22 protein-coding genes are annotated in these 23,937 nt (G+C 58.6%); 21 read left to right on the top strand and 1 reads right to left on the bottom strand.

Annotated elements, in window-relative coordinates:
* Positions 1-4 precede the first annotated feature (4 nt).
* The 4 genes from BLP65_RS13125 (at position 5) to ccsB (ending at position 4,314) form a co-directional block, all read left to right on the top strand.
* Complete coding sequence (locus BLP65_RS13125) at positions 5-313, top strand: c-type cytochrome (protein ID WP_092998098.1); 309 nt, start codon at positions 5-7, stop codon at positions 311-313.
* Positions 314-331: 18 nt separating this feature from the next.
* Positions 332-934: a c-type cytochrome gene (locus BLP65_RS13130; protein ID WP_092998102.1), complete on the top strand. Its 603-nt coding sequence runs from the start codon at positions 332-334 to the stop codon at positions 932-934.
* 189 nt (positions 935-1,123) lie between these two features.
* A complete protein-coding gene (locus BLP65_RS13135) occupies positions 1,124-3,115 on the top strand; it encodes a cytochrome c biogenesis protein ResB (RefSeq protein WP_139181507.1) in 1,992 nt (663 codons plus the stop codon).
* A 20-nt stretch (positions 3,116-3,135) separates the two neighbouring features.
* The gene (ccsB, locus tag BLP65_RS13140) at positions 3,136-4,314 is read left to right on the top strand and encodes a c-type cytochrome biogenesis protein CcsB (RefSeq protein WP_092998108.1); all 1,179 of its coding nucleotides are present in this window, start codon (positions 3,136-3,138) and stop codon (positions 4,312-4,314) included.
* Between the two features lie 358 nt (positions 4,315-4,672).
* Here ccsB and BLP65_RS13145 read toward each other — a convergent pair whose 3' ends face one another.
* Positions 4,673-5,164, bottom strand: coding sequence for a Crp/Fnr family transcriptional regulator (locus tag BLP65_RS13145; RefSeq protein ID WP_092998111.1), 492 nt, complete (start codon positions 5,162-5,164; stop codon positions 4,673-4,675).
* Between the two features lie 401 nt (positions 5,165-5,565).
* On the opposite strand from BLP65_RS13145, the gene BLP65_RS13150 reads away from it, so the two are divergent.
* The 17 genes from BLP65_RS13150 to BLP65_RS13230 all read left to right on the top strand — a co-directional run bounded on the left by BLP65_RS13150 (position 5,566) and on the right by BLP65_RS13230 (position 23,458).
* Positions 5,566-6,204 (top strand): thiol:disulfide interchange protein DsbA/DsbL, encoded by a 639-nt coding sequence (locus BLP65_RS13150; RefSeq protein WP_092998114.1) that lies wholly within the window; start codon positions 5,566-5,568, stop codon positions 6,202-6,204.
* Positions 6,205-6,381: 177 nt separating this feature from the next.
* Entirely contained in the window at positions 6,382-8,019 is a 1,638-nt protein-coding gene (locus BLP65_RS13155; protein ID WP_092998117.1) for an acetolactate synthase large subunit, read from the top strand.
* Between the two features lie 44 nt (positions 8,020-8,063).
* Positions 8,064-8,864, top strand: coding sequence for an endonuclease/exonuclease/phosphatase family protein (locus BLP65_RS13160; protein ID WP_245688335.1), 801 nt, complete (start codon positions 8,064-8,066; stop codon positions 8,862-8,864).
* Positions 8,865-9,001: 137 nt separating this feature from the next.
* Positions 9,002-9,514 (top strand): hypothetical protein, encoded by a 513-nt coding sequence (locus BLP65_RS13165; protein WP_092998120.1) that lies wholly within the window; start codon positions 9,002-9,004, stop codon positions 9,512-9,514.
* A gap of 110 nt (positions 9,515-9,624) precedes the next feature.
* Positions 9,625-11,166 (top strand): 2,3-bisphosphoglycerate-independent phosphoglycerate mutase, encoded by a 1,542-nt coding sequence (gpmI, locus tag BLP65_RS13170; RefSeq protein ID WP_092998124.1) that lies wholly within the window; start codon positions 9,625-9,627, stop codon positions 11,164-11,166.
* Between the two features lie 184 nt (positions 11,167-11,350).
* Positions 11,351-11,995, top strand: a complete 645-nt coding sequence (locus BLP65_RS13175; protein WP_092998127.1) for a YceH family protein — start codon at positions 11,351-11,353, stop codon at positions 11,993-11,995.
* 328 nt (positions 11,996-12,323) lie between these two features.
* A complete protein-coding gene (locus BLP65_RS13180) occupies positions 12,324-12,827 on the top strand; it encodes an outer membrane beta-barrel protein (protein ID WP_139181508.1) in 504 nt (167 codons plus the stop codon).
* Between the two features lie 239 nt (positions 12,828-13,066).
* Complete coding sequence (locus tag BLP65_RS13185) at positions 13,067-13,468, top strand: CoA-binding protein (protein ID WP_245688329.1); 402 nt, start codon at positions 13,067-13,069, stop codon at positions 13,466-13,468.
* Between the two features lie 324 nt (positions 13,469-13,792).
* A complete protein-coding gene (locus BLP65_RS13190; RefSeq protein WP_092998133.1) occupies positions 13,793-14,323 on the top strand; it encodes a hypothetical protein in 531 nt (176 codons plus the stop codon).
* Between the two features lie 42 nt (positions 14,324-14,365).
* Positions 14,366-16,309: a tetratricopeptide repeat protein gene (locus BLP65_RS13195; protein ID WP_175452572.1), complete on the top strand. Its 1,944-nt coding sequence runs from the start codon at positions 14,366-14,368 to the stop codon at positions 16,307-16,309.
* A 68-nt stretch (positions 16,310-16,377) separates the two neighbouring features.
* Positions 16,378-19,398, top strand: coding sequence for a tetratricopeptide repeat protein (locus BLP65_RS13200; RefSeq protein ID WP_175452573.1), 3,021 nt, complete (start codon positions 16,378-16,380; stop codon positions 19,396-19,398).
* Positions 19,391-20,083, top strand: coding sequence for a tetratricopeptide repeat protein (locus BLP65_RS13205; protein WP_092998139.1), 693 nt, complete (start codon positions 19,391-19,393; stop codon positions 20,081-20,083). Before BLP65_RS13200 ends, BLP65_RS13205 begins: the two co-directional genes overlap by 8 nt.
* 2 nt (positions 20,084-20,085) lie before the next feature.
* Complete coding sequence (locus BLP65_RS13210; protein ID WP_175452574.1) at positions 20,086-20,352, top strand: hypothetical protein; 267 nt, start codon at positions 20,086-20,088, stop codon at positions 20,350-20,352.
* Positions 20,353-20,400: 48 nt separating this feature from the next.
* Complete coding sequence (locus BLP65_RS13215) at positions 20,401-21,090, top strand: MotA/TolQ/ExbB proton channel family protein (RefSeq protein ID WP_175452575.1); 690 nt, start codon at positions 20,401-20,403, stop codon at positions 21,088-21,090.
* Between the two features lie 2 nt (positions 21,091-21,092).
* Positions 21,093-21,581, top strand: a complete 489-nt coding sequence (locus BLP65_RS13220) for an ExbD/TolR family protein (protein WP_092998142.1) — start codon at positions 21,093-21,095, stop codon at positions 21,579-21,581.
* A complete protein-coding gene (locus BLP65_RS13225; protein ID WP_217631996.1) occupies positions 21,578-22,078 on the top strand; it encodes an ExbD/TolR family protein in 501 nt (166 codons plus the stop codon). Before BLP65_RS13220 ends, BLP65_RS13225 begins: the two co-directional genes overlap by 4 nt.
* A gap of 9 nt (positions 22,079-22,087) precedes the next feature.
* Positions 22,088-23,458, top strand: a complete 1,371-nt coding sequence (locus tag BLP65_RS13230; RefSeq protein ID WP_139181509.1) for an AgmX/PglI C-terminal domain-containing protein — start codon at positions 22,088-22,090, stop codon at positions 23,456-23,458.
* Positions 23,459-23,937 lie beyond the last annotated feature (479 nt).

Below are 23,937 nucleotides of genomic sequence, written 5' to 3' on the forward strand. Positions count from 1 at the left end.
TCCGATGAAGAAGAGTCTGGTAGCGGCACTTGGTGTGTTTGCAATGTTTTCCGGCACCGCCATGGCCGCCGATGGTCAGGCCGTTTACAACAAGGCCTGCCTGGCTTGTCACGCCTCCGGCGCCGCCGGCGCTCCGAAGATGGGCGACAGTGCCGCGTGGGAGCCGCGTATTGCCAAGGGTATGGACGCGCTTTATGAAAGTGCGAACACGGGCGTTCCGGGCACTGCCATGATGCCGAAGGGCAACTGCCCCGATTGCTCCGAAGAAGATCTCCAAGCCGCCGTGGACTTCATGGTGGGAAACAGCAAGTAATAACGGTTGGGCAGTTTCATGAAAAAGGTAGCAATTGTAGCCGCAATGGTTCTGGGCGTCGCCGGCGGTGCCCAGGCACAGGGCAGCGCCTCTGCCGGCGCAACGAAATCGGCAAGCTGTACCGCGTGCCATCAGCAGGACGGCAACAGCCTCAATCCGATTTGGCCCAAGCTGGCCGGTCAGCACGCGAGCTATATCGCCAAGCAGCTGTCCGATTTTAAGTCGGGTGCCCGCACGGACCCGACCATGAACGGCATGGCCGCGCCCCTTTCGGAGCAGGATGTGCTGGACCTGGCGGCCTACTTCTCGGAGCAGACGGTCGCCATCGGCAGCGCGGATCCGGAAAAGGCCGCTGCCGGCAAGCGGCTGTTTCAGGGTGGTGATCCTGCCCGTGGCATTTCTGCCTGCATGTCCTGCCACGGTCCTTCCGGGGCGGGTAATCCCGGCGCGAAGTTCCCGGCGCTTTCCGGGCAGCATCCGGACTATACCATCAAGGCCCTCAAGGACTTCCGTTCCGGCACCCGGAGCAATGATCTGAACGGCATGATGGTGGATGTGGCAGCCAAAATGACGGATGCCGATATCGAGGCCGTCGCCGCATACATCAACGGTCTGTACTGATTTTCGGGAGTGACTGCGGCGACAGAGGGCCCTCCGCCCTTTGTCGCCGCACTTCGGTATTGCCGGCATTTCTCACCAGGGCTCGGTCTACGAGTCGCCGGTTGAAAGCCGGCTCGGGAATTTTTTCCGTCGGACGCAGTCGGACATTGAGGCTGCCACTCCTCGAAATTTCCCATTAGGTGACGTTCCTTGAACGGTACTTTGCGCGCAAGCCCCTCTCCGGCCACGGTCCTGCTCCGGTTCCTGGGGTCGATGAATCTTGCCATCACCCTGTTGGTGGCGGTTTCGATCGCATCGATCATCGGAACGGTTCTCCAGCAGAACCTGCCGTATAACGACTACGTCATCAAATTCGGACCGTTCTGGTTCGAAGCCTTCAATGCACTGGGCCTTTACGATGTCTACGGGACGCCCTGGTTCCTGGTGCTACTCGGGTTTCTCCTGGTCTCCACCGCGGTCTGTGTCTTTCGCAATACCCCTGCGATCATCCGGGACATGCGCCACTTCCGGCTGGACGTGCAGACCAAATCCCTGCGTAGCTTCCACCACCGTGCCGAGTGGAGCGTAAAGGGGGCGCCGCCGGAACTGGCTGATCGGCTTGGCAAGCAGTTGCGAAGGGACGGCTACCGCACCCGGCAGGGTGATTACGGCGGCAATGCCCGGATAGTGGGTGCGATGCGGGGATCGATGGGACGACTGGGGTATCTGCTTTCCCATGCGGCGATCGTGATTATCTGCATCGGTGGTCTGATCGATGGAAATCTCCCGCTGAAGTTCGCGGAGTCTACCGGCAAGATCCAGGCCGAGACCCGTGATTTGCCGGTCTCCGATGTACCGGAGAAGAGTGTCCTTGCTTCAGACTCCGGCTCTTTCCGCGGTACCGTGAACATTCCCGAAGGCTCCAGTGCCGATTTCGTCTACTTGGGGCTTCGTGATGGCTATCTGGTGCAGAAGCTGCCGTTCAAGGTGGCACTTGATGAGTTTCGCGTCGAACACTATCCGACCGGCCAGCCCAAGTCCTACGAAAGTGACCTTGTCATCTTCGACGAAGAACTGGAGGAACCGCTTCGCAAGACCATCGCGGTCAACCACCCGCTGGTCTACAAGGGCTATGCCATCTACCAGTCGAGTTTTTCCGATGGCGGCTCGCGTTTGGTGCTGCAGGCGCATTCGCTGGATAGCCCCGACACGGAAGCACTGCGTCTCGAAGGGCGTATCGGGCAGCGCCTCCCCGTCGAAACCCCGCGTGGCAAACGTACTGTGGAGCTGATCGACTTCAAGCCGTTCAATATCTTCCCCATCGAAGAGGAGGATGGCACCGAGAGGCAGAAGAACTTCGGCCCCAGCGTCATCTTCCGGCTCCGCGATTCCAGCGGTGAGGCGATGGAATACGTCAACTACATGCAGCCGGTACCGCGGGGCGAGAGTCTCTTCTTCCTGAGCGGCGTCCGTAGCACTCCATCCGAGCCCTATCAGTATCTGCATGTGCCCCTGGATGAGAGTGGCAGTCTGGAGCGTTTTTTGCGTCTCCGGGCCCGGGCCATGGAGATGGACCACCTGCAGACCGAAGTGGTGGCACAACTGGCATCAATGGCCGGTGGTGCCGATGCCGAGCTCCCGCAGCAAGTGGCCGATTCCATCGTCGATTTGGTGCAGACGTTTGTCACCGAGGGCATCGGCGCAGTGGTCGCCCGGGTCGAGGCCAGCGCCCCGGAGGCCGAGCAGGAGGCGGCCCTTAAGTCGTTCGTCAACATCATCCAGAGTACCCTCGGTGCCATTTACGTGGATCTGCTGGCAGAGGACGAGGGCAAGGATCTGACCGAAGGCATTTCGGCGGTGGATCAACGCTTCTTCGAGGATGCCATGAATGCGTTCTCGCTGATGGGTTCCTACGGTTCACCATTTGTCGCCCAGCTGACCGACTTTGAACAGGTCCAGGCCTCGGGGCTGCAGATCACCAAATCGCCGGGCAAGGATATCGTCTATCTCGGCTGCGTGATGTTGATGGCCGGAGTGTTCTTCATGTTCTATATGCACCATCGCCGGCTCTGGGTCCGCATTGAAGAGGATGGCGGAAACAGTCGCATCCTGTTTGCGGGCACCGGCCATCGCAATCGCGGCGACTTCGGCAAGGAATTCCAGCGTTTGCAGCGGCGGCTGAAGGCCGTCAGCGACGCCTAATCAGAGGTGAGTGACTGAATATGTCCGTATCCCACGAGTATATGGAGGAGCCACTGGAGCAGCCGCACTTCCTGAAACGCCTGGGTCTGTTTGACTGGCTGTGGGCGGTTTTGCTGCTGGCCGGCACCGTGTACACCATCGCGAACTTCAGCGCCCTGATGGATGGCTACGAAGTGGGCATTCTGATCGGAACCGGGCTCTCGCTGACGCTGTTCGGGTGGGCCTGGAAGCCCATCCGCCCCTTGGGCTTGGCCGTTGCCGCGCTCAGTCTGCTTGCGGTCTGGACCTATGGCGATACGCTTGCTGCGGCGGAGACCAACTTCTTCCTCAAATACCTGTTTTCGAGCCAGTCGGCAATCATGTGGATGAGTGCGCTGTTCGTGATGGCGACAGCGGCGTACTGGTTTGCTCTGGCGATTGGTTCAGTATTCAGCGGCAAAGTGGGGACGGCCCTGACCTGGTCCGCGAGCACGATGGGGCTGGTCGGTCTGATGGTGCGCTGGCGTGAATCGTATCTCATCAGCCACGACGTCGGGCACATCCCGGTGGCGAATCTCTATGAGGTTTTCATCCTCTTCGCTGTGATTACCGGACTGCTCTACCTGTTTTACGAAAAACGTTACAACAACCGGGCGATGGGTGCCTTCGTACTGACCGTAGTCAGCGCTTCGGTAGCGTTCCTGCTGTGGTACTCCTTCGAGCGCGGTGCTCACGAGATCGAGCCCCTGGTTCCGGCCCTGCAGAGCTATTGGATGAAGATCCACGTACCGACCAACTTTGTAGGCTATGGGGGCTTCGCTATGGCGGCGATGTTGGGCGTGGCCTATCTGCTGGTCGATTGGCGTGCCGCCAGAAACCCGCAATCCGCCTTCGTTCGCCGAATGCCCAGTCTCGAGCAGCTGGACGATCTGATGCACAAGCTCATCGCCCTGGGCTTTGCCTTCTTTACGGTAGCCACCGTGCTGGGAGCGATGTGGGCTGCCGAGGCGTGGGGCGGCTACTGGTCCTGGGATCCGAAAGAGACCTGGGCGCTCATCGTCTGGCTCAATTACGCCGCCTGGTTGCACATGCGACTGACCAAAGGCTGGCGCGGAAAACCGCTTGCCTGGTGGGCCATAATCGGTCTGTTCATTACCCTGTTCGCCTTTTTGGGCGTCAACATGTTCCTCTCCGGGCTGCACTCCTACGGCGAGTTGTAGGCTGGTGAGTGGCGAGTGGCGAGTGGCGAGTGGCTAGTAGCTAGTAGCTAGTAGCTAGTGGCTAGCCCGGAAGTTCACGAACTCACCGCAAAGCTTCCGCTCCTGCGCATGCCCCTCACCTACATCCATGTAGGCGAAGAGACTAAGAGCGCCAAGAATTCAATTGTTTATCGGCATACATGACCGAGAAACAACGGAAACCGCAGAACCTCGGCGATAATGCAAGATGTATTGTAATCAAAGCTTTGCGTCCTTTGCGGTGAATAAAACGGGCTAGGACAGTCGGCCGTAGTGGGTACAACCCCGCCTCGCAACTAGCCACTCGCCACTCGCCACTCGGAACTAGCCACTAGCCACTCTACTTGCTGGTCTTCTTGATGGCAGTCACGTAGCGCGAGAAGGTGGCCATGTCCTTGCTGACGCGGCGGAACAGGTGATCCAGACTGACGATGGCCTGTTCGAGAAGGTTGACGGCGATGAACGGGTGCTCCACCCGCAGGCGCTGGTACATGGTGCGCGACAGGCGCAGCAGTCGTGTGTCGGGGCTTTTGGCCACGAGGCGTACCGAACGTGGTTCCCTGTCGAAGAAGGACATCTCGCCGACCAGCTCACCCTTTTTGGCGTGGGCCATCTCGGTGGTCTTGCCGTCCGCCTCGAAAGCCAGTGCCGCCTCGCCTGCAATCACGAAATAGAGGGCTTCCCCCACTTCACCGATGTCGGCGATGATGGCGTGTTTCTTGAACACTACCTCATCCGTGAACTCCAGCAGGGTCTGCACTTCGCGAATCGTAAGAGACTCGCAGAGGTACTGCTGGCTAAGGAATTCGGTCAAGTTGAAATCTGCGCTCATCGTACGTCTCCGGCACGTCTCTTTGGGGCCAGTTGTTTTGTCTGCTGCTTGAACCGGCAGGCTACCAGGAGCCTGTCCGAGAATAGCCTGACCTACTCGGCTCGGGCATCCTCAAGAATAGGTTCCAGGCATTCTCTACTGCCGCCATCCAGGTGGCATGCGTCGCTTTTAACGACTGCGTTTATGCAGTCGTATTCGCTTCAAATGACCGAAAAATCTGACTCAATTCAGTCTTGTCCTCGCGACGGCCGTTATTCGCGGACAGGCTTCTAGCATAGAGCAGTGCTCTTTCGACGCAAAGCACTGCCGGGGTTCGGTACTCCCCGTAGCAGCTCTGCAGTATAGTGTAAGCGAGAACCACTCAAACGGCCGTCGGGCTTGTATAGTACAAAGGAGGAACCATGAATTTTCGCGTCTTGGGGCTGCTGATGGCCCTTTTTGTTTTGCCATTTGCTCCGGCAGGTGCCGAGGAAGACTACGCGGCCGGCATAGACTACGAGCGGGTCTCCCCACCGATGACTACCAAGGAGCCCGGGAAGGTCGAGGTCCATGAATTTTTCTGGTACGGCTGTCCTCACTGTTATCGGTTTGAGCCGCATCTGCAGCAATGGCTGGAGCAAAAACCCGATAACGTGGAGTTCACCCGCGTTCCCGCCATCTTCAACAACCCCGACTGGGAGCTGCACGCACGCGCCTACTACACGGCGGAACTGCTGGGGGCTCTGGATCGGGTCCATGATCCACTGTTCGATGCCATTCACAACCAGCGTAAGCGCCTCAACACTCGCGATGCGCTCCGGGACTTTTTCGCCGCACGGGGTGTCGAACCGGATACATTCAACAAGACCTTCAACTCCTTTGCTGTTGAATCCAAGATACGGCGGGCGCGTGACCTGACCAAGCGTTCGGGTATTGACGGCGTCCCTGCGATGGTCGTCGATGGTGAATATCGGGTCAGTGCCTCCCAGGCGGCCAGCTACAAGCGACTCATTGGTATTACCGACTACCTGGCTACCCAGGGCGCCGAAGGTAACGACTAGTGGCCCATTAGCGGGGCTCCCTTCGGGCTGGCTCACAAGCGCCCTCGGCTGCGTTGCAGTCGCTTGAATTGGCTACGTACGGCCAGTCCTGCGCTCCTGTGCCTTGCCGAGGGCGCTTGTGAGACCGGCTGAGCGTTACACTATCCCGTATGGACCACTAGAGAGGATTGGCAGCGGATGAAGACGGCAGAGTTTTTCGCCAAGTGCCTGGAGAACGAAGGCATCGAGTACATCTTCGGCATCCCCGGCGAGGAGAACCTCGACCTGATGGATGCACTACTCGACTCTCCCATCCGCTTCATCACTGTGCGCCATGAACAGGGCGCCGCCTTCATGGCCGATGTCTACGGCAGGCTTACCGGTCACGCCGGCGTCTGTCTGTCGACGCTGGGGCCGGGTGCCACTAATCTGATCACCGGGGTCGCCGATGCCAACATGGATCACGCCCCGGTGGTGGCTATTGCAGGGCAGGCCGATACCACCCGGCTGCACAAGGAGTCCCATCAGGTCCTGGACCTGGAGGCGATGTTCGCGCCGTTCACCAAGTATTCCACCCGGCTAGTGTCACCGGAAATCACCTCCGAAGTGGTGCGCAAGGCCTTCAAGCTCGCCCAAACCGACAAGACCGGCGCCACCTTCATCGAGTTTCCCGAAAACATCGCCCGGATGGAGGTGGAGGACGATCGGCCCCTGATGGTCAAAAACCCCTCCCTGCCGGAACCTGCAGTGGATCGGGTAGAACGGGCGTCACAGCTCATCTCCGATGCCAGGCAGCCCATCATCCTGGCCGGCAACGGTGTGGTCCGGGCCAAGGCCTGGAAGCAACTTGCGGACCTGTCGGAGCGCCTCAATATCCCGGTCGCCAATACCTTCATGGCCAAGGGAGTGGTGCCGTTTGCCCGCAATCCGCTCGCCCTGGGCAGCGTGGGTCTGCAGTCGCGGGATTATGTCTCATGCGGATTCGATCAGGCCGATGTCATCATCTGCATCGGCTACGACCTGGTTGAATATCACCCGCACCTCTGGCATCCGAGCCGCGATCGCACCATCATCCACGTCGATACGACCCCGGCGGAAGTGGATGCACACTATCCGGTCGAGGTCGGGGTGGTCGGGGATATCAAGCACTCCCTGCTGCGTATCGCTGCACTCGCTACCCCCCATCAGGGTCGTAGCCTGCGAGCTTTGCGTGATGCCCTTGTGGAGGAGATGGATGCCTGCAAGGACGACGATGAGTTTCCGGTGAAGCCGCAGAAGATCATCTGGGATCTCCGCACCGCGATGGACCTGAAGGATATCGCCATCTGCGATGTGGGTGCCCACAAGATGTGGATGGCACGCATGTTCCGTTGCGAAGTGCCCAATACCTGCCTGATTTCAAACGGCTTTGCGGCCATGGGGATCGCCTTGCCGGGGGCCATTGCCGCCAAACTCGCCTTTCCCGATCGCAAGATCGTCGCGGTGACCGGCGATGCCGGGATCCTGATGAACATCCAGGAGCTGGAGACCGCGGTTCGCCTGAAATTGCCGCTGGTCGTCTTGATATGGAACGACGACGGCTACGGTTTGATTAAATGGAAACAGCTAAACCAGTTCGGGCGCCCGTCCCATGTGGACTTCACCAATCCCGACTTCATCAAACTCGCCGAGTCGTTCGGAGCCAAGGGTTATCGGATCGAGCGCGTGTCGGACCTGCTGCCCACCCTCGAAAAGGCACTTGCTGATGATGCGGTGACCATCATAGATTGCCCGGTCGATTATCGGGAAAATCTGAAGTTGACCCAGAAACTGGGTGAGATGGTCTGTCCGGCATAGGTGAAAGTTATGGAAAAGAACAAGTTGGCCACGGGGGTTGCGTGATGGAGAGTCTCGAGCTCTCTCCACCGACCGAGGTGAAGTCAACACGCAAGCTGCGCTTGCTGAGCTACAACATCCAGGTCGGCATCGCCAGCATCCGACCCCACCATTACGTGACGCGAAGCTGGCGTCATCTGCTGCCTGCGGCCACCCGTTTCGATACCCTGGACCGGATTGCCCGGTTTCTGCGTGACTACGACATCGTCGCACTGCAGGAGCTGGATGCCGGCTCGCACCGCACCGGGTTTATTGATCTGACCAAGTACCTGGCGGATCGCGCCGGATTTCCTTTCTGGTATCACCAGCTCAATCGGGATCTCGGCCCGCTGGCTCAGCATGGCAATGGCCTGTTGACCCGCTACCGGCCGACCGAGGTGGTGCAACACAAGCTACCCGGTGTGATCCCCGGTCGCGGCGGGCTGGTGGCCCGTTTCGGCAATGCCGACAATCCGCTGATGGTCATGCTCATCCATTTGGCCCTGGGAAGGCGGGCCCGCGATCGCCAGCTGGAGTATATCTGTGACCTCGTCAACCGCCACGAACACGTCATCGTGATGGGTGACATGAACACGGCGCCCAACAGCCCGGAAATGAAACAGCTGTTCTGCACCACGAATCTTCGCGAGCCGGAAGAGGCTCTGCACACCTTCCCCAGCTGGCGTCCCAATCGAAGCATCGACCACATCCTGGTCACTCCGGGCATCGAGGTGAATCGCTGTCACGTATTGACGCACGCGTTTTCGGACCACCTGCCCATCGCAATGGAAGTCAATCTGCCGGAGGCGATCGCATTGCCGGTCTGAATCGGTGATGTGCCGGTGATACAATCACCGGATTCGAAGGGGAATCTTGTGACTACTGAATACGATAGCGCCGCTTGCCTGCCCCCCTACCGGGCCGGGATCGGCCGCCGCCGCTATCCCAGCGAGGAGAAATTGCCATGAAAACGGCTGCTGCCGGTCACCGTGGTGTCGGCCCTGCCGGCCGATGGTTGGGCATCGGCGTCTTGCTTGCAGCAGGGGTGGGGATTGCGCTGCTGGTGAATCACTACGCTCCACTGCTAAGCCCGACTGCACAGGTCAATGTCCCGCTGGATCCCGCCTGCGATCTGACCGAAACTGCCTGTAGCTCCCGGGTTCCGGGTGGTGGTGAGGTGAAGTTGTCACTGACACCTCGGCCGATTCCGGTGATGGAAGAGATTCGCATCGAGGTTCAGATCGAGGATATTCAGGCAGAGTCGGTGGAAGTGGACTTCGCCGGTGTCGATATGAACATGGGCTTCAACCGCTACCATCTGACCCGTACCGAAGGCGAAGGCGGAGGTTTCCGCGGAATCGGTGTCCTGCCGATTTGCATTCGTGACCGTATGGCCTGGGAGGCCACAGTGATGATTCAGTCCGACGACGGACTGATCGCTGCGCCGTTCCGCTTTGAGACCGTGCGGAGTCAGTAAGCCGCAGTCGGGTCCGGACCGGAACGGGATTTCGAGCGAAGGAGCGAGGGCCGGGTGCTTCGAACGCACCTTTCGCCCGCCACTCAACGGTGAAAAGGACAGGAGCGGTCATGCAACAGGACCATGGAGCACCCCGCCGACCGGTTGTTCTGGTGATACTGGACGGATTCGGTGTCAACCCCAGTAAGGTCAACAATGCGGTGGCGGAGGCCGATACGCCCCGCCTCGACAGCTATTTTTCGCGTTATCCGCACAATGTCATTCAGGCATCGGGGCTTGCCGTAGGACTGCCGGACGGTCAGATGGGCAACTCGGAGGTGGGACACACCACGCTCGGATGTGGCACGGTCGTTCGTCAGGATCTGGTGCTCATCAACGATGCCATTGGCGACGGCAGCTTTTTTGAAAAACCCGCGCTCGTCGAAGCGGCGGATGCCGCCGCCGCTTCGGGACGGCCGCTGCACCTTTTCGGACTGGTATCGGCAGGCGGTGTGCACAGCCACGTGCGTCATCTGCTGGCCTTGATCGAGTTGTGCGAGCGTCGCGGCGCGCGGCCGCTGCTGCACATGTTTACCGACGGACGTGATACACCGCCCAAGGCAGCGCGGAGTTGTGTAACCGACGTCGAGGCCGCGCTCGCCAAGGCGGGCGGTGCGATAGCCACCGTCATTGGCCGGTACTGGGCCATGGACAGGGACAAGAACTGGGAACGCATCGAGCGGGCGTGGCGGGCCATGGTGCACAACGAGGGGGCTACCGCGGACTCCGCCCGGGACGCGATCGAACAGGCCTATGCAGAGGGACAGACCGACGAGTTCATTCCTCCCACGGTACTGCCCCCGGCCGTGCCCATCGAAGCCGGAGACCATGCAATCAGTTTCAACTTCCGCAAGGATCGGCCGCGGCAGATCGTTGCCGCCCTGGCGATGGCCAGGTTCGACGGCTTCGAACGAGGCGATTACCATCCGATCCCGGTTGCCTGCATGATGGAGTACGATAAGCGCTACGGGTTGCCGTTTGCCTTCGTTCCGGAACGTCCCGCCACCACCTTGAGCAAGGTGATCAGCGAGGCCGGGCTCAAGCAGTTCCACTGCGCGGAAACCGAAAAGGCCGCGCACGTCACCTACTTTTTCAATGGCGGGCGCTCGGAGCCCGTCTCGGGCGAAGAGCATAAAATCATCCCCTCTGCGAAGGTGGCGACCTATGACCTGAAGCCGGAGATGAGCGCAGTGGAAATCGCCGACTGCTTGGTGGAGGCCCTGCATAGCGATCGCTACGCCTTTATCGTCGTCAACTTCGCCAATGGCGACATGGTGGCGCACTCCGCCATTCGCGAGGCGGTGATTCGTGCCGTCGAGGTGCTCGACGAACAGGTGGGCCGCGTTCTTGATGCCGCTGTGGCCTGTGATTACTCGGTTATTGTGACTGCCGATCACGGTAACTGCGAACAGTTGGTGGACCCGGGTACTGATGCCCCTCACACCCAGCATACCGAGTATCCGGTGCCGGTACTGGTCATCGACAGTGTCGATTGGCGGCTCTCCACGTCCGGCGGTCTGGGTAATATCGCCCCTTCGGTGTTGCACCTGATGGGGCTGCCGAAGCCGCCGCAGATGAAAGAGGATTCCCTGTTGCTGCATCCGCTTCGCTAAATAGCTGTTCCGAAATGGTGTCCATCTCCATGTAGGTCGGGGCTTCAGCCCGACGCTTCTCAGCCCTCGACAGGCCAGGCTGTTGGCCTGAAGGCCGACCGACAGCGTGGGAAGGATCCGGATCGGAACGCCTATTTAGTGGTGCAGGACTGAATCATCCCCCAACCAATCCGGAGCTGCCGACATGCCTTTCGAACTCAACCCGGTAGAGGTGCGCGTCCTCGGTTCGCTGGTGGAGAAGGAGCTGACCACTCCCGATAATTATCCCTTGTCGCTCAATGCGCTGGTCGCTGCCTGCAACCAGAAGTCCAATCGCGATCCGGTGATGGCATTGAGCGAGAGCGAAGTGGTCGAGGCCCTGGATGCATTGATAGGCCGTTATCTGGTGCGCGAGACCGGGGGTGCCGGCAGCCGGGTGCCGAAGTACGCCCACCGTCTGTCGGGTTCGCTTTTTGAAAAGCGCCAGTTCGGCAGGCGGGACCTGGCGGTGCTCAACGTGCTTATGCTGCGCAGCCCCCAAACGGTCGGCGAGCTGCGCACGCGTACCGCCCGGATGGCCGATTTCGATTCACTGGAGGCGATCGAAAATCAGTTGCAGGAACTGGCCAGCCGCGACGACGGGCCTTTTGTGAGAGAACTGCCGCCCCGGGCCGGTCAGCGAGAGCGACGTTACACCCATCTGTTCGGCGTATTCCCTGCAGTGGAGCAAGCCTCGATACCGGGTAACACGACGGACGAGCGTATCGCCACTCTGGAGCAGGAGGTGGCCGAACTTCGAAAAGAAGTGGCTGCATTGCGGGCTTCGGTGCAGGCCTTCAGGGGCGACTAACCTTTCGCTTCCGGTAACCGGTCCCCGCCGAATCTCATCCGGACAAACCCCTACCGTAACCGGCTCATCTGCTATCTCAATCCCACCGTTCAACTCTTCCGCAGCCGCATCGAGCCCCGGCATGTGATTTGCATCACAAACCCGACAAAATTCCGGCCTCCGGAGTCACGGTCCGGGACCGCTTTGCAGCCTGAATTTCCCAATAAAAACGACAACTTACGGGGTGATTTGTGATTCGCGGCAGAAAAGTGGTGACCAATGAAATTTGTTAGAGTTGCGCCGGGATGCCCTGAGATCGGGCTGTCGACTAATAAAAATCAACGAGGGAATGAAACAGATGCGCAAGCTATTGATGGTTGTCGGGTTCGTCGCAGCAACGGCTGCAGGAGGCGCTTCCGCGCAAGGCTATAGCGATGGCTTCTACCTGGGCGGCGGTTTTGGCAATAATTCACTGAGCGGCTTTGACGATGCCACCGGCTTTCAGGTATTCGCCGGCTTCCCGCTCGCCGCCAGTCTCGGCCAGGCCAGCACTGCAATCGAGGTGGGCTACATGGATAGCGGTGATTTCGATTACTGTGTGCCGTCTTTTGCAGGTGAACTCTGCGGCTCTACTGATGCTGCCGGCCTTTGGGCTACCGGCGTAGCCGATTACGCGCTCGGCCCGCAGCTTTCGGCTCTTGGTCGGCTCGGTCTCGACTTTGGCGACGACGACGGACTGATGTTTGGCGTCGGCCTCGGTTACGATGTGACCACGGAACTCGAGGTTCGCGGGGAGTATGTGGTCCGTGACAACATCGATTCCCTTCAGCTGAACTTTGTCTTCCGGCCGTAAGCGAAAGGCACTCGTTGCGCAGCGGAAGAACGGGGCCCTCAGCCCCGTTCTTCGCGAGCCGTACCCCCTGCTGATCAGGCCCGAATCAATAAGAGCTGGTAACCACGGGGTACACGGGGACCACGGGGTAAACAGGTTGTTTGGTTTTTTCTCCCCGTGGTCCCCGTGTTCCCCGTGGTTTAAAATCCCCGCTTGCCAAGGCTGTGGATTCGCCCTTCTATTCTAAATCGGAGCTGCACGTGAACCAGCCAGCGACCCCTCTGCCCGCCAGTCCTGCCGAACACCGGGTGGTTATCCTCGGCGCAAGTCCGAAGATGGATCGGTATTCGAACCAGGCCCAGCACATGCTGATGGAGGCGGGTTACCAGGTCATACCCGTGCATCCCAAGATTGAGACGATCGGCGGCGTACCGGTCGTGCATGATGTGAGGGACATCGACAGACCGGTGCATACACTAACGCTCTACGTGGGTCCACAGCGAACTGCGCCGATGATCGACGCGATAGCGACGCTGGCTCCTGCACGGGTGATCTTCAATCCGGGAACAGAATCCGATGTGCTTGAGGAGCGCCTTGCCGGGCAGGGAGCCGAGTGCATTCGCGGTTGCACTCTGGTCATGCTGCGTACCCGGCAGTTTTGATCCCCGGAAGCCCGGAAACAGGACATCGTCCTGTTCCAACCATCCCTCTTCCTAACGTCTTCCCCGACCGTTTTTTTGGTCCTCACCCATTTGTTCCTCAGGTGTCATCCTGAAGGCTCTTTTTGTGACAGACGCCTCAAGTTTAGATATCACCTAACTCCCTTCGTTGCCTAACCACAAAATACTCTATTACTATCAGCACCTTAGGTGATATGGAAGGCCGCGAAAGAATTACAGGAAACGCGGTTGAGTCGAAGGAATTCCAACCGGCCGTCCCGGTACAGTGGCCCTAACCAAAAAGAAACAGCAGGAAGAGACTCTCATATGTGGAAGTTCTGTGGGACCGCGATCATATGCGTGTTGATTGGATACCTGCCCGGTGCCGTGGTGGCTGAGGAAGTGTCCAGGGAGCAGATCAAGGGACTGGATGAAAAGGTGCAGGAGATCAAGTCCGAGGCACTCGGGATCGCGGCTGCATTGAGCGGGCTCGAAGAGAAGCTGCTGTATCCGTCCAACACCCAGTTGTCCCTGTTCGTGGCACTCGCCGAGGGTGACAACTTCCGGCTCGATTCCGTGGAAATCCGGATCAACGGCAAGGTAGTCGCTAACCACCTCTATACGTTCAAGGAACTCGAGGCGCTGCGGCAAGGCGGAGTGCAGCGTCTTCACACCGCGAATGTCAGAACAGGCGAACACGACCTGCAGGTCACCATGATCGGCAAGTCACCCGGCGGTAGTGAGTATCGCGACACGGCCGATTTCACCATCGAAAAGGGCGTCGGCCCGAAGCTGGTCGAGCTTGTCCTGGCCGGGCCGGACGTGAACACCAAAAGCATCAGCAAGAAAGATTGGTAGAGCATGTTGAGCCGGATCGTGTGCCTGCTTGGGATCGGCTTCATGACGTCTTCTGTTGCGGCCGATTCCCCCTCGGGTGAGTTGAAAGACCTCTTTTTCGGGGAGGCCCTCTATTATGCCGGGCAGGGGGAATACTTCGATGCTATCGCGCGTCTGGATGCAGAGCTTGGCCAGCACTACGGACTCGATGATCCGGACCTGGACAGTTTTTACTTTCACGTCAATCAGGCCGAGTTCTCGGTTGGCGATTTCGAGCTCTCCTACCGCATGCACCTGCGTGCCGGTCGTGCCGTCGAAGCCGTGCTTGAGGGCAATGTCGATGAGGCCATCCGTAATGAGGCCGCCTACCGACTCGCCCGCATCTACTTCCAGAAGGACCAGCCGCTAAATGCCTTGCACGCCCTGGAACGGATCCGGGGACGGGTCCCCGATCGCATATGGGACGACCTGGCGTTTCTCCGCGCCCAGGTCTACATGGCCACCGGACGCTTTGCCGAGGCTGCGGAGATCCTGGAGCCATTGGAGCGTGCCGATGGCTATGCCGGGTTCGCCGCCTACAACCGCGGCATCGCCCTCCTTCAGGACGGCGAGCAGGCAGCGGGCACTCGTGCGCTCGATCAGGCCGGACAAGTGCGCGGTACGCAACGCGGTACCCTGGCGATCAGGGACAAGGCCAACCTGGTGCTTGGCAGCAAGCTGCTCGACGACGAAGAACCGGTAGCGGCCAAGCAATTTCTCGAGCGGGTGCGTTTACAAGGACCGTTCTCGGGCCGGGCTCTGCTCGGCTCCGGCTGGGCCGACGCGTCAGCCCGACGCTATGAACGTGCGCTCGTACCGTGGAGCATTCTCGCGAAAAGGAATGTGACCGACGAGTCGGTGCAAGAGGCCTTGCTGGCCGTGCCGTACGCCTATGGAAAGCTGGGTGTCTACGGCAAGGCGGCATTGGGATACGGCAGTGCGCTGGAGGCGTTCGGGGGCGAGATCGACAAGCTTGACCGTTCCATTAAAAGCATTCGGGAGGGAAAGTTTCTGGAGGCACTGGTTCGCGAGGAGCTGAAGCAGGACAAGAACTGGATGGTAAAGCTGCGAAGCCTGCCGGAAGCCCCCGAAACTTATTACCTGATGCAGTTGATGGCATCGCACGACTTCCAGGCGTCGCTGAAGAACTACCTGGACCTGGAGGAGCTGCGCAAGCGTCTCGTGGTGTGGGAGAAAGACCTCGAAGCCTACGAAGATCTGATCGCCGTACGGCGTGCCTACTACGAGCCTCTGCTACCTGATATCGATGCACAGTTCAGGCGCCTCGATTCACGCATGCGGCTACGGATGGAGCAGCGCGATCGTCTGGATGAACGGCTCCAGGCGATGCTCATTTCACCGCGCCCCGAGTTTCTGGCTACCGCCGAAGAGCGTGTGATCTCGGAACGCATCTCGATCATCGAAAAACAGCTGAAGCATACGCGGGCAAGTGAAGAGATGCGGCATCGCATCCGGCGTCTCAAGGGCATCATCCATTGGCGAATTCACACCGAATACGATCAGCGCCTCACCGAGGCCCACAAACACCTGCGTGAGTTGGACGGGATCGTGGAGGAGCTGCAAAGCCAGTACGACTCGTTCGTCCGCACGCGCCAGGCGGCAACGCAGAGTTACCAGGGTTATGAGACCGCCATTCGTCAGCAGAGAACTCGCGTGCGCAACACCCTGCAACCGGTCCAGAACCTCATGGCCAGACAGGGGCACATGCTCGAGACCATGGCGGTAAACGAACTCGAAAGGCGCCGCACGCGTCTTGAGGAATTCCAGATCAAGGCACGATTCGCCATGGCAGACAGCTATGACCGTGCAACCAAAGCCCAGGCGGACAAGGAAGCCAAAGCGCTGGAGGAGGCTGCCAGGGCGCGTGCGTCGAGCGAGGCGGAAGAGCGGCTCGAAGAGGGTGGGGAGGCTCCAGAGGAGTCGCCCGGAACGAGCGGCGCGAAATGAAACCGCTTCACCTCCTTGTGATCTGCGTGCCGGCGCTTGCATCTTGCGCGTCAAACGGCGGAGCCACATTGGCGCAATTGCGCGATGTGGAGATCGAGATTCGGGAAGAGACGATTGAGGGCGGCCTGGAAAAGGCAATGGCGAGCTATCAGCATTTTCTGGAAGAAACACCGGAGTCGGGCATGACGCCCGAAGCGATTCGTCGTCTGGCCGACCTCAAGGTAGAGAAAGAGTATGGCTACATCCAGGGCGCTTCGGAAATGGCCCCCCCTGAACGCGAGCAGGTCGCACCTGTTCAGCAGGTATCCAAGGAGAAAAACAGCGGTGGTGAAGCCGCTGGTTTGACCGCGACTCCAGGGGCGCAGGAATCGGAGCGGGAGTTCGAGAAGCGTGCGACGGCGGCGACTCCGATGGCCACCATGAACACCGCACCCGCTGCCAAGTTGCCTGGCGGAGTGGATGCCGATCTGGAAAGGGCCGGTGCTCTGGAGGCCATAGAGCTCTACAAGCAGCTGCTTGCCAAATATCCGCTCTACCAGCGAAACGACCAAGTGCTTTATCAGATGTCGCGGGCCTACGAAGAGCTGGGCAAGGTCGAAGATGCCATGCAGGTGATGAACCGGATCATCACCGAATATCCGCGATCACGGTACATGGATGAGGTGCAGTTCAGAAGAGCCGAGTATTTCTTCACCCGAAGCCGGTTTCTCGATGCAGAAGACGCCTACCAGGCCATTGTCGACATGGGTGTGAGCTCCTCCTATTACGAGCTGGCTCTGGACAAACTCGGCTGGGTGTTTTACAAGCAGGAACTCTACGAAGATGCGCTGCACAAGTTCATCGCTGGCCTCGATTACAAGGTTTCTGTGGGGTACGACTTCGAGCAGACCAGTAACAAAACCGAAAAGAAGCGCATCGATGATACCTTTCGCGTAATTAGTCTCAGCTTTTCAAACCAGGGCGGGGCCGCCTCGGTTACCGACTATTTCGACAGGTTCGGGCACCGACCCTACGAGGCCGAAGTGTATAGCCATCTTGGCGAACACTATCTGACCAAGCGCCGCTACAGCGATGCCGCATCTGCCTACAAGGCCTTTGTCGAGCTGAACCCACTGCACAGGAAATCGCCCCATTTTCATATGCGGGTGACGGAGATTTACAAAGAAGGTGGATTCCCGAAACTGGTTGTGGAAGCCAAAAAGGAGTTTGCCCGGGTCTATGGGCTTGACGCCGAATATTGGCAGCATTACGAGATGGCCAACCAACCCAAGGTAGTCGGGTATCTCAAGACCAATCTCAAGGATTTGGCGAACCACTACCACGCGCTCTATCAGGACAAACGTTTCGTCAAGGAGAAGGCAGCCAATTATAGCGATGGGCTACTCTGGTACCGCGAATTCCTGAGCTCTTTCCCGAAAGATGAGGAGTCACCCGTCATCAGCTACCAGTTGGCCGACCTGCTGCTCGAAAACGAGTCGTATGGTGATGCCGCACTGGAGTATGAGCGGACCGCCTATGACTATCCGGAACACGAAAAGGCTTCGGAAGCAGGCTATGCGGCAGTCTACGCCTATCGCCAGCACCTCAAGGTCGTCCCGCAGGCACAGCGCGGGCGGGTAAAGCGGGATACGGTGCGCAGCTCCCTGAGGTTTGTCGATATCTTCCCCCGGCATGAAAAGGCATCGGTTGTCCTGGGCGCGGCGGCAGATGATCTCTATGAGATGAAGGATTTCGAAGGTGCCGTTGGTGCAGGGCGCAAACTCATTGCCGATTACCCGCAGGCGGATCAGCCGGTCCTGCGCTCGGCCTGGATAGCCGTTGCTCACGCATCGTTCGACCTCAACAACTACATCGATGCCGAGGAAGCCTACTCTGCTGTTCTGCGACTGACGGAAGGGGAGGACAAGTCACGTTCGGGGTTTGTCGATAATCTTGCGGCGTCTATCTACAAACAGGGCGAACAGGCCAATACCCTCGAAGAGTATCGAACCGCCGCCAGTCATTTCCTGCGGATTGCGGTAGCGGCGCCCACCTCCAAAATTCGTCCTACCGCCGAGTACGAGGCCTCGGTTGCGCTCATTACGCTGGAAGACTGGACGGCTGCCGGTGACGTACTGGTCGACTTCAGAAAGCGGTATCCCGAACATGAACTGCAGCCGGAGGTTACCAACAAACTGGCGTACGTCTACAAGGAAGCGGGCCAGTTGTCGCTGGCGGCAGCGGAGTATGAGCGGGTCGAGACCGAATCCAGTGATGACGAGGTGCGCCGCGGCGCCTTGATGCTGGCAGCAGAGCTGTACGAAGAAGCCGGTGACACGGACCGTACCCTGCAGGTATACCGGCGCTACGTCGAATACTTCCTCCGTCCGGTCGAGCTGGCACTGGAGACCCGGTTCAAGATTGCGACGATCTACAAGGAGCGTTCAGAAAACGATCTGTATCTTTCGGAGCTGAAGGCTATCGTTGCGATCGATGCGGCCGCGGACTCGGAGCGAACGGACCGCACGCGTTATCTGGCCGCCACTTCGGCCCTGGTGCTGGCGGAGCCGTTCTACTCGAGGTTCTCCAAGATCAGGATCATCAAGCCGATCGAAAAAAACATGAAGGCCAAGCAAAAGTCGATGAAAGCGGCGATCGACCAATTTGCAAAACTGACGGATTACGAGGTGGGAGAGACCACCGCTGCCGCCACCTTCTATATGGCGGAAATCTATTACGACTTTGCGCGGGCACTTATCGAATCCGAGCGGCCACAAGAGCTCAGTGCACTGGAGCGGGAGCAGTACGAACTCGCTATCGAGGATCAGGCCTACCCGTTCGAAAACAAGGCCATTTCCGTGCACGAAAAGAATCTCGAGCTGATGGGCATCGGCATTTACAACGAATGGATCGACAAGAGCATCCACAAGCTCGCTTCGCTCGTGCCGGTGCGTTACGCCAAGGCCGAGGAAAGCACCGGCTTCATACCGCGTCTGGAATCTTTCCGTTATACCCTGCCGGGCGCTGTGCCTGAATCCGGGGAGATGGCCGAGGGCGAACAGCCCGCCGAAGCCGGAGACAGTGAGATAGAGGGTGGGCCTGATGCGTAAGCTCCTCGGAACAAAGCGAGCATGGACACGGCCTGCTTTGCAGGAGAGGGCGCACCGCAATGCGGGCGTATCCCGACAGCGGATTACGCTGATTCTTCTTCTTTACAGCATCTTTTTCGTCGGCTGCGCCGGTGTGACTCCGGAACCAGCCGTCAATGAAACCAAACCTGAAGAGCAGAGCGATACGATCACAGTCAAGGACCACGCTTCGATCGATTCACGCGCCCGTTCCGATTTCAGGGCGGCACTTACATTTCTGGACGACGGGCAATACGAAAAGGGTATCCAACTTCTGGAGAGTGTGATCGAGCGCGCTCCCGAGGCGATTGCGCCGCAGGTCAATCTGGCCATAGCCCATGTCAGGCTGGAACAGCTCGAGTTGGCTGAAGAAAGGTTTCAGCGCGCGCTGGAGATCAACCCGTCCCATCCGGTGACAAATAATGAATACGCTCTTCTGCTTCGCAAGGTGGGCCGTTTCCCGGAAGCCAGGAACTTCTATCGAAAGGCGTTGCAAGCGTATCCGGACTTCCAGCCGGCGCGAAAAAATCTGGGCATTCTGTGTGACCTGTACATGAACGATCCGGAGTGTGCTCTCGAGCATTATCAGGCCTATGCCGAAGCTGTGCCGGGAGATGAGGATGTGGAGCTCTGGATCGTGGATCTGAAAAGGCGAGTGGGGGACTAGGTATGCGTGTCCGAATGAGCTGTCTGGTGATGTGTCTCGTGTTGCCGGCGTTTGCGGCGGCGGAAGATGAAGCGAAGGAGTTGTCAGGGATCTCCGTCGTTGGCAATGACGAGGCGCCCAAGTCCCTCTACATCGTGCCCTGGAAAAGTTCGGAGATTGGCGTGGAGTCCGGCCTCTCCTCAAATCTGATGAACGATGGCATGGGCCCGGTGGACAAGGAGGTCTTCATGCGGCAACTGGATTTTTATGAAACGAGCAGTCAAGAGTGACTGCGTACCCAACAAACATGAGGTGACTACAACGATGAGGACGAGGACATGGGTTTGATCGAGACACTTGTAGAGTTCATTCAGAACGGGGGCAAATTCATGTTCCCGATTCTGTTTGTCGGCGCTATCGGTGCGGGGATCGCCATTGAGCGTTTCATCACGCTGAGCCTGGTGAGGGTCAAGAACCGCAGTATGTGGAACCGCCTTGAGCCGGTGATCTCCGAGGGCGATTTCGCAACCGCGCGCGAGATGACCAGTGACAACGATTCCACCGTCAGTCAGATGCTCGCACTCGGGCTTGCGCGCCAAGGTTCCGTGCGGCGCCGTGAGGACATCGAGATCGCGATGGAAGAGGGAATGATGGAAATCATCCCGCAGCTCGAAAAGCGCACAGGCTACATCGCACTGTTTGCCAATATCGCAACACTGTTGGGGCTGTTGGGGACCATCATGGGCTTGATCTCGGCTTTCAACGCGGTGGCAAATGCCAATCCCGCGGAAAAGGCCGACCTGCTCTCCGCGAGTATCTCGGTGGCGATGAATACGACGGCGTTCGGTCTGATGGTGGCAATACCGCTCCTGGTGATCCACGCCTATCTCAATTCCCGCACGGGAGAAATCGTCGACAGTCTGGAAATGGCGTCGGTCAAAACCCTCAACGTCATCTCGGGTACCGCTCCGCGCAAATATCAGGCGAGTACCGCGAAGGCGGAACCGGCTCCGGCGGCGGCAGGCTGACTATGGGTCGCAGACACCACTACAGGCGAAAAAAAGAGACGCCCGAGCTGGACGTCACCACCTTCCTCAACCTGATGGTGGTGTTAATCCCATTCCTTCTGATCACGGCGGTTTTCTCGCGTATCACGATTCAGGAATTGAATATGCCGGAGTCTGCCGGCGGTGGGGAGGTCGATAAGCCGCTGGTGACGATCGAGGTGATTGTGAGGGAAAACGCGATCGAGATCGGTGATGGCAAAAGCGTCACTCTCTCCATCCCCAAGGTGGACGGCGCCCATGATATCGAGAAGCTTTCGGAATTTCTGATGAAGCTGAAGGCGAAGTATGAAGACAAGGAAGACGCCATCGTCCTGGTTGAGCCCGACATTCCCTATGAGGACATGATCCATGTGATGGACGCGGTGAAGGTTGCCGAAATCACGGAAGAGGACGAGGAAGAGATACAGAAGCTGGTTCTTTTTCCGGAGATTTCGATAGGGGATGCACCATGAAAAATACCCGCCGGATGAAGCGGATGTCGCGCGCGAAAAAGCGCAGCAAAAACAGTGCTCTCAATCTGACGTCTTTGATGGACGTGTTCACTATCCTGGTTTTCTTCCTGTTGGTGAATCAGTCGAGCACCGAAGTGCTCGAGCCGCCAAAGGAAATTGCTTTGCCCGATTCGGTGGTGGAATCAAAACCGCGCCAGACGGTCATCATGCTTGTGAGTGCTGAACACGTGATGGTGCAGGGGGAGCCCTTGATCGAGACAGCCGACGTAATGAAAGTGAAGGGGAGTAGCGTCGAGGCCATCGAAGAGAAATTAAAGCGCATCCAGGAGAATACCGTCGGACTCAACACAGCGGCTGTGGCGAAGAGCAAGGAAGTGACCATCCTTGCGGACAAGGGCATCCCTTTCAAAATTCTTAAAAAATTGATGTCGACCTGCACCAGCGCCGGATACAGCAGAATTTCGCTGGCAGTGAATCAAAAAGCATCACAAAGCTAGTTGAATCGCGTGAATACAGCCAAATCACAAGAAGAACAAGACCTCTACGCGTTGATCGCCGAGACGGAGACGAACCTTTCTGTCTTGCAGAAACGATTGCGTGCCATAGAAACCGAATTCGAAAGCGTTGCCCCGCAAAAAGAGCGCTATGAACTGCTGGCGACTGTCTGCAGCTCACTGGACCGACTGCATGAACTGGGGGCCGATGACCTTTTCTGGGGAGAGAGTGTACCGGATGCCGACGGGCAACTGGACCGTGCCCGGCGGAGCGTCGCCGCATTCAGCCAGAGCATCGAAGGCCTCGAGCAGAGCCGAAAAAAGGTCGAGCAGGGCATCGAAGAGCAGTCATGGAAGCTCGAAACACTAAGTGAAGAGCTGAAGGAACTGAAGGAAAAGGAACGGCTGCGACTCGATGAATTCGTCATCGAGCGGGAAGAGAGTGCACTTCCTTACCGCCCCACCGCCATGCCCTGGTCGAAACAGGGTGAAGACGAACGCCGCTTTCGAAAGGTCCTGCTGCTAACGCTGCTTGTCAGCTTTCTGTTTGGCTATACCACGCATTACTGGACGCTCCCGATGCCGGATCCGGAAGAACCGGTAGAGATCCCCGAGCGTCTCGCCAAGCTGGTGAAAAAATCCGAGCCCCCACCTCCGCCTCCGAAAAAGGAAGAGAAAAAGGAGCCCGATACCGAGAAGGAGAAGACAGAAAAGAAGGAAAAGAAGGAGCCCAAACCCACTCCGGCCGAAAAGCAAAAGGCACGCAAGACGGCGGAGAGTTCCGGTGTGCTGGCTTTCAAGAACAGCTTTGCGGATCTGATCGACAACGCACCCGATGCGGAGCTGGGTGCCGACGCCAGGGTCAATGACGTCGGGAAGAAGGCCGAGGGCGGCCAGACCCAGCGCTCCATTGTCACGTCAGCAGCGAAGAGCGGTAGCGGCGGAATCGATTCCGCAGCGCTCAGTCGAGACGTGGGTGGTGGTGGCGAAGCCGGTGTAACCGGGGTGGCCTTCTCGCGAGTCGACAGTGCAATCGGTACCGATATGAAAGACGGTGCCGATCGTCCGCTGAGTGATGGGCCGGGGCCATCACGTACGGACGAAGAGATCCAGATCGTGTTTGACCGTTACAAGGCGACACTCTACCGCATCTACAACAAGGAACTTCGCAAGGACCCGACCCTACAGGGCAAACTCGTACTGCGGATGACGATCGAACCGGATGGCACGGTCTCCGCAGTCAGGTCCGAATCCAGCGACCTGGGCTCGAAAGAACTCGTTGCACAGATCGTCGCGCGTGTCGGCCGGTTCAACTTCGGCCCGAAAGAGGGTGTACCGGCAGTGACCATTCTGTATCCCATCGACTTCCTGCCGGCGAGCTGAATGTACTGCCACGATCTCCGGGCCGATCCGGCCCCGGAGACTTTCGCCCTGCACGATCATGGATGTTTTTTTCCGCCTTCACTTGGCCTTTTTACCGGACCCGGGGTTTGTCTTTTTCACCTCGGGCGGGCGTGCGGGACACCGAACAGCCAGGCGCGATCGAACGCAATCCGTTCATGGCCTGGTGACGAACTTCACCGGTTTGCCTGCGAGAACGCCCATCTGGTCGAGCAACGCCTGCAGGTGCGTAGCTGTTCACGTTTTTGACTGCTTTTAAGACGCACAATCACCCCGAAAAACTAACAACAAAAAGAGCCAGGAATTGTCCACACGCTTGCAGGGAACTATTCGAAACATGGTCAGACGAGTGTTCACGATTGCTGTGTCCGCTCTCGTCTTGCTATCGCCTGCCGAAATACTCCCTGTTCAGTCGTCGTGGTGCCGCTCTTTTCAGCTTCGCATGGGATGTATTCCGGGAT

Origin of the sequence: Thiohalomonas denitrificans, assembly GCF_900102855.1 — a bacterium.
GTDB classification, from domain to species: Bacteria; Pseudomonadota; Gammaproteobacteria; order Thiohalomonadales; family Thiohalomonadaceae; genus Thiohalomonas; species Thiohalomonas denitrificans.

Bases quoted from the DNA above. Each gene is read 5' to 3' on its own strand.
- BLP65_RS13125 (WP_092998098.1), top strand. From the start codon at position 5: ATGAAGAAGAGTCTGGTAGCGGCACTTGGTGTGTTTGCAATGTTTTCC.
- BLP65_RS13130 (WP_092998102.1), top strand. From the start codon at position 332: ATGAAAAAGGTAGCAATTGTAGCCGCAATGGTTCTGGGCGTCGCCGGC.
- ccsB (WP_092998108.1), top strand. From the start codon at position 3,136: ATGTCCGTATCCCACGAGTATATGGAGGAGCCACTGGAGCAGCCGCAC.
- BLP65_RS13145 (WP_092998111.1), bottom strand. From the start codon at position 5,164: ATGAGCGCAGATTTCAACTTGACCGAATTCCTTAGCCAGCAGTACCTC.
- BLP65_RS13150 (WP_092998114.1), top strand. From the start codon at position 5,566: ATGAATTTTCGCGTCTTGGGGCTGCTGATGGCCCTTTTTGTTTTGCCA.
- BLP65_RS13155 (WP_092998117.1), top strand. From the start codon at position 6,382: ATGAAGACGGCAGAGTTTTTCGCCAAGTGCCTGGAGAACGAAGGCATC.
- BLP65_RS13160 (WP_245688335.1), top strand. From the start codon at position 8,064: ATGGAGAGTCTCGAGCTCTCTCCACCGACCGAGGTGAAGTCAACACGC.
- BLP65_RS13165 (WP_092998120.1), top strand. From the start codon at position 9,002: ATGAAAACGGCTGCTGCCGGTCACCGTGGTGTCGGCCCTGCCGGCCGA.
- gpmI (WP_092998124.1), top strand. From the start codon at position 9,625: ATGCAACAGGACCATGGAGCACCCCGCCGACCGGTTGTTCTGGTGATA.
- BLP65_RS13175 (WP_092998127.1), top strand. From the start codon at position 11,351: ATGCCTTTCGAACTCAACCCGGTAGAGGTGCGCGTCCTCGGTTCGCTG.
- BLP65_RS13180 (WP_139181508.1), top strand. From the start codon at position 12,324: ATGAAACAGATGCGCAAGCTATTGATGGTTGTCGGGTTCGTCGCAGCA.
- BLP65_RS13190 (WP_092998133.1), top strand. From the start codon at position 13,793: ATGTGGAAGTTCTGTGGGACCGCGATCATATGCGTGTTGATTGGATAC.
- BLP65_RS13195 (WP_175452572.1), top strand. From the start codon at position 14,366: ATGACGTCTTCTGTTGCGGCCGATTCCCCCTCGGGTGAGTTGAAAGAC.
- BLP65_RS13205 (WP_092998139.1), top strand. From the start codon at position 19,391: ATGCGTAAGCTCCTCGGAACAAAGCGAGCATGGACACGGCCTGCTTTG.
- BLP65_RS13210 (WP_175452574.1), top strand. From the start codon at position 20,086: ATGCGTGTCCGAATGAGCTGTCTGGTGATGTGTCTCGTGTTGCCGGCG.
- BLP65_RS13215 (WP_175452575.1), top strand. From the start codon at position 20,401: ATGGGTTTGATCGAGACACTTGTAGAGTTCATTCAGAACGGGGGCAAA.
- BLP65_RS13220 (WP_092998142.1), top strand. From the start codon at position 21,093: ATGGGTCGCAGACACCACTACAGGCGAAAAAAAGAGACGCCCGAGCTG.
- BLP65_RS13225 (WP_217631996.1), top strand. From the start codon at position 21,578: ATGAAAAATACCCGCCGGATGAAGCGGATGTCGCGCGCGAAAAAGCGC.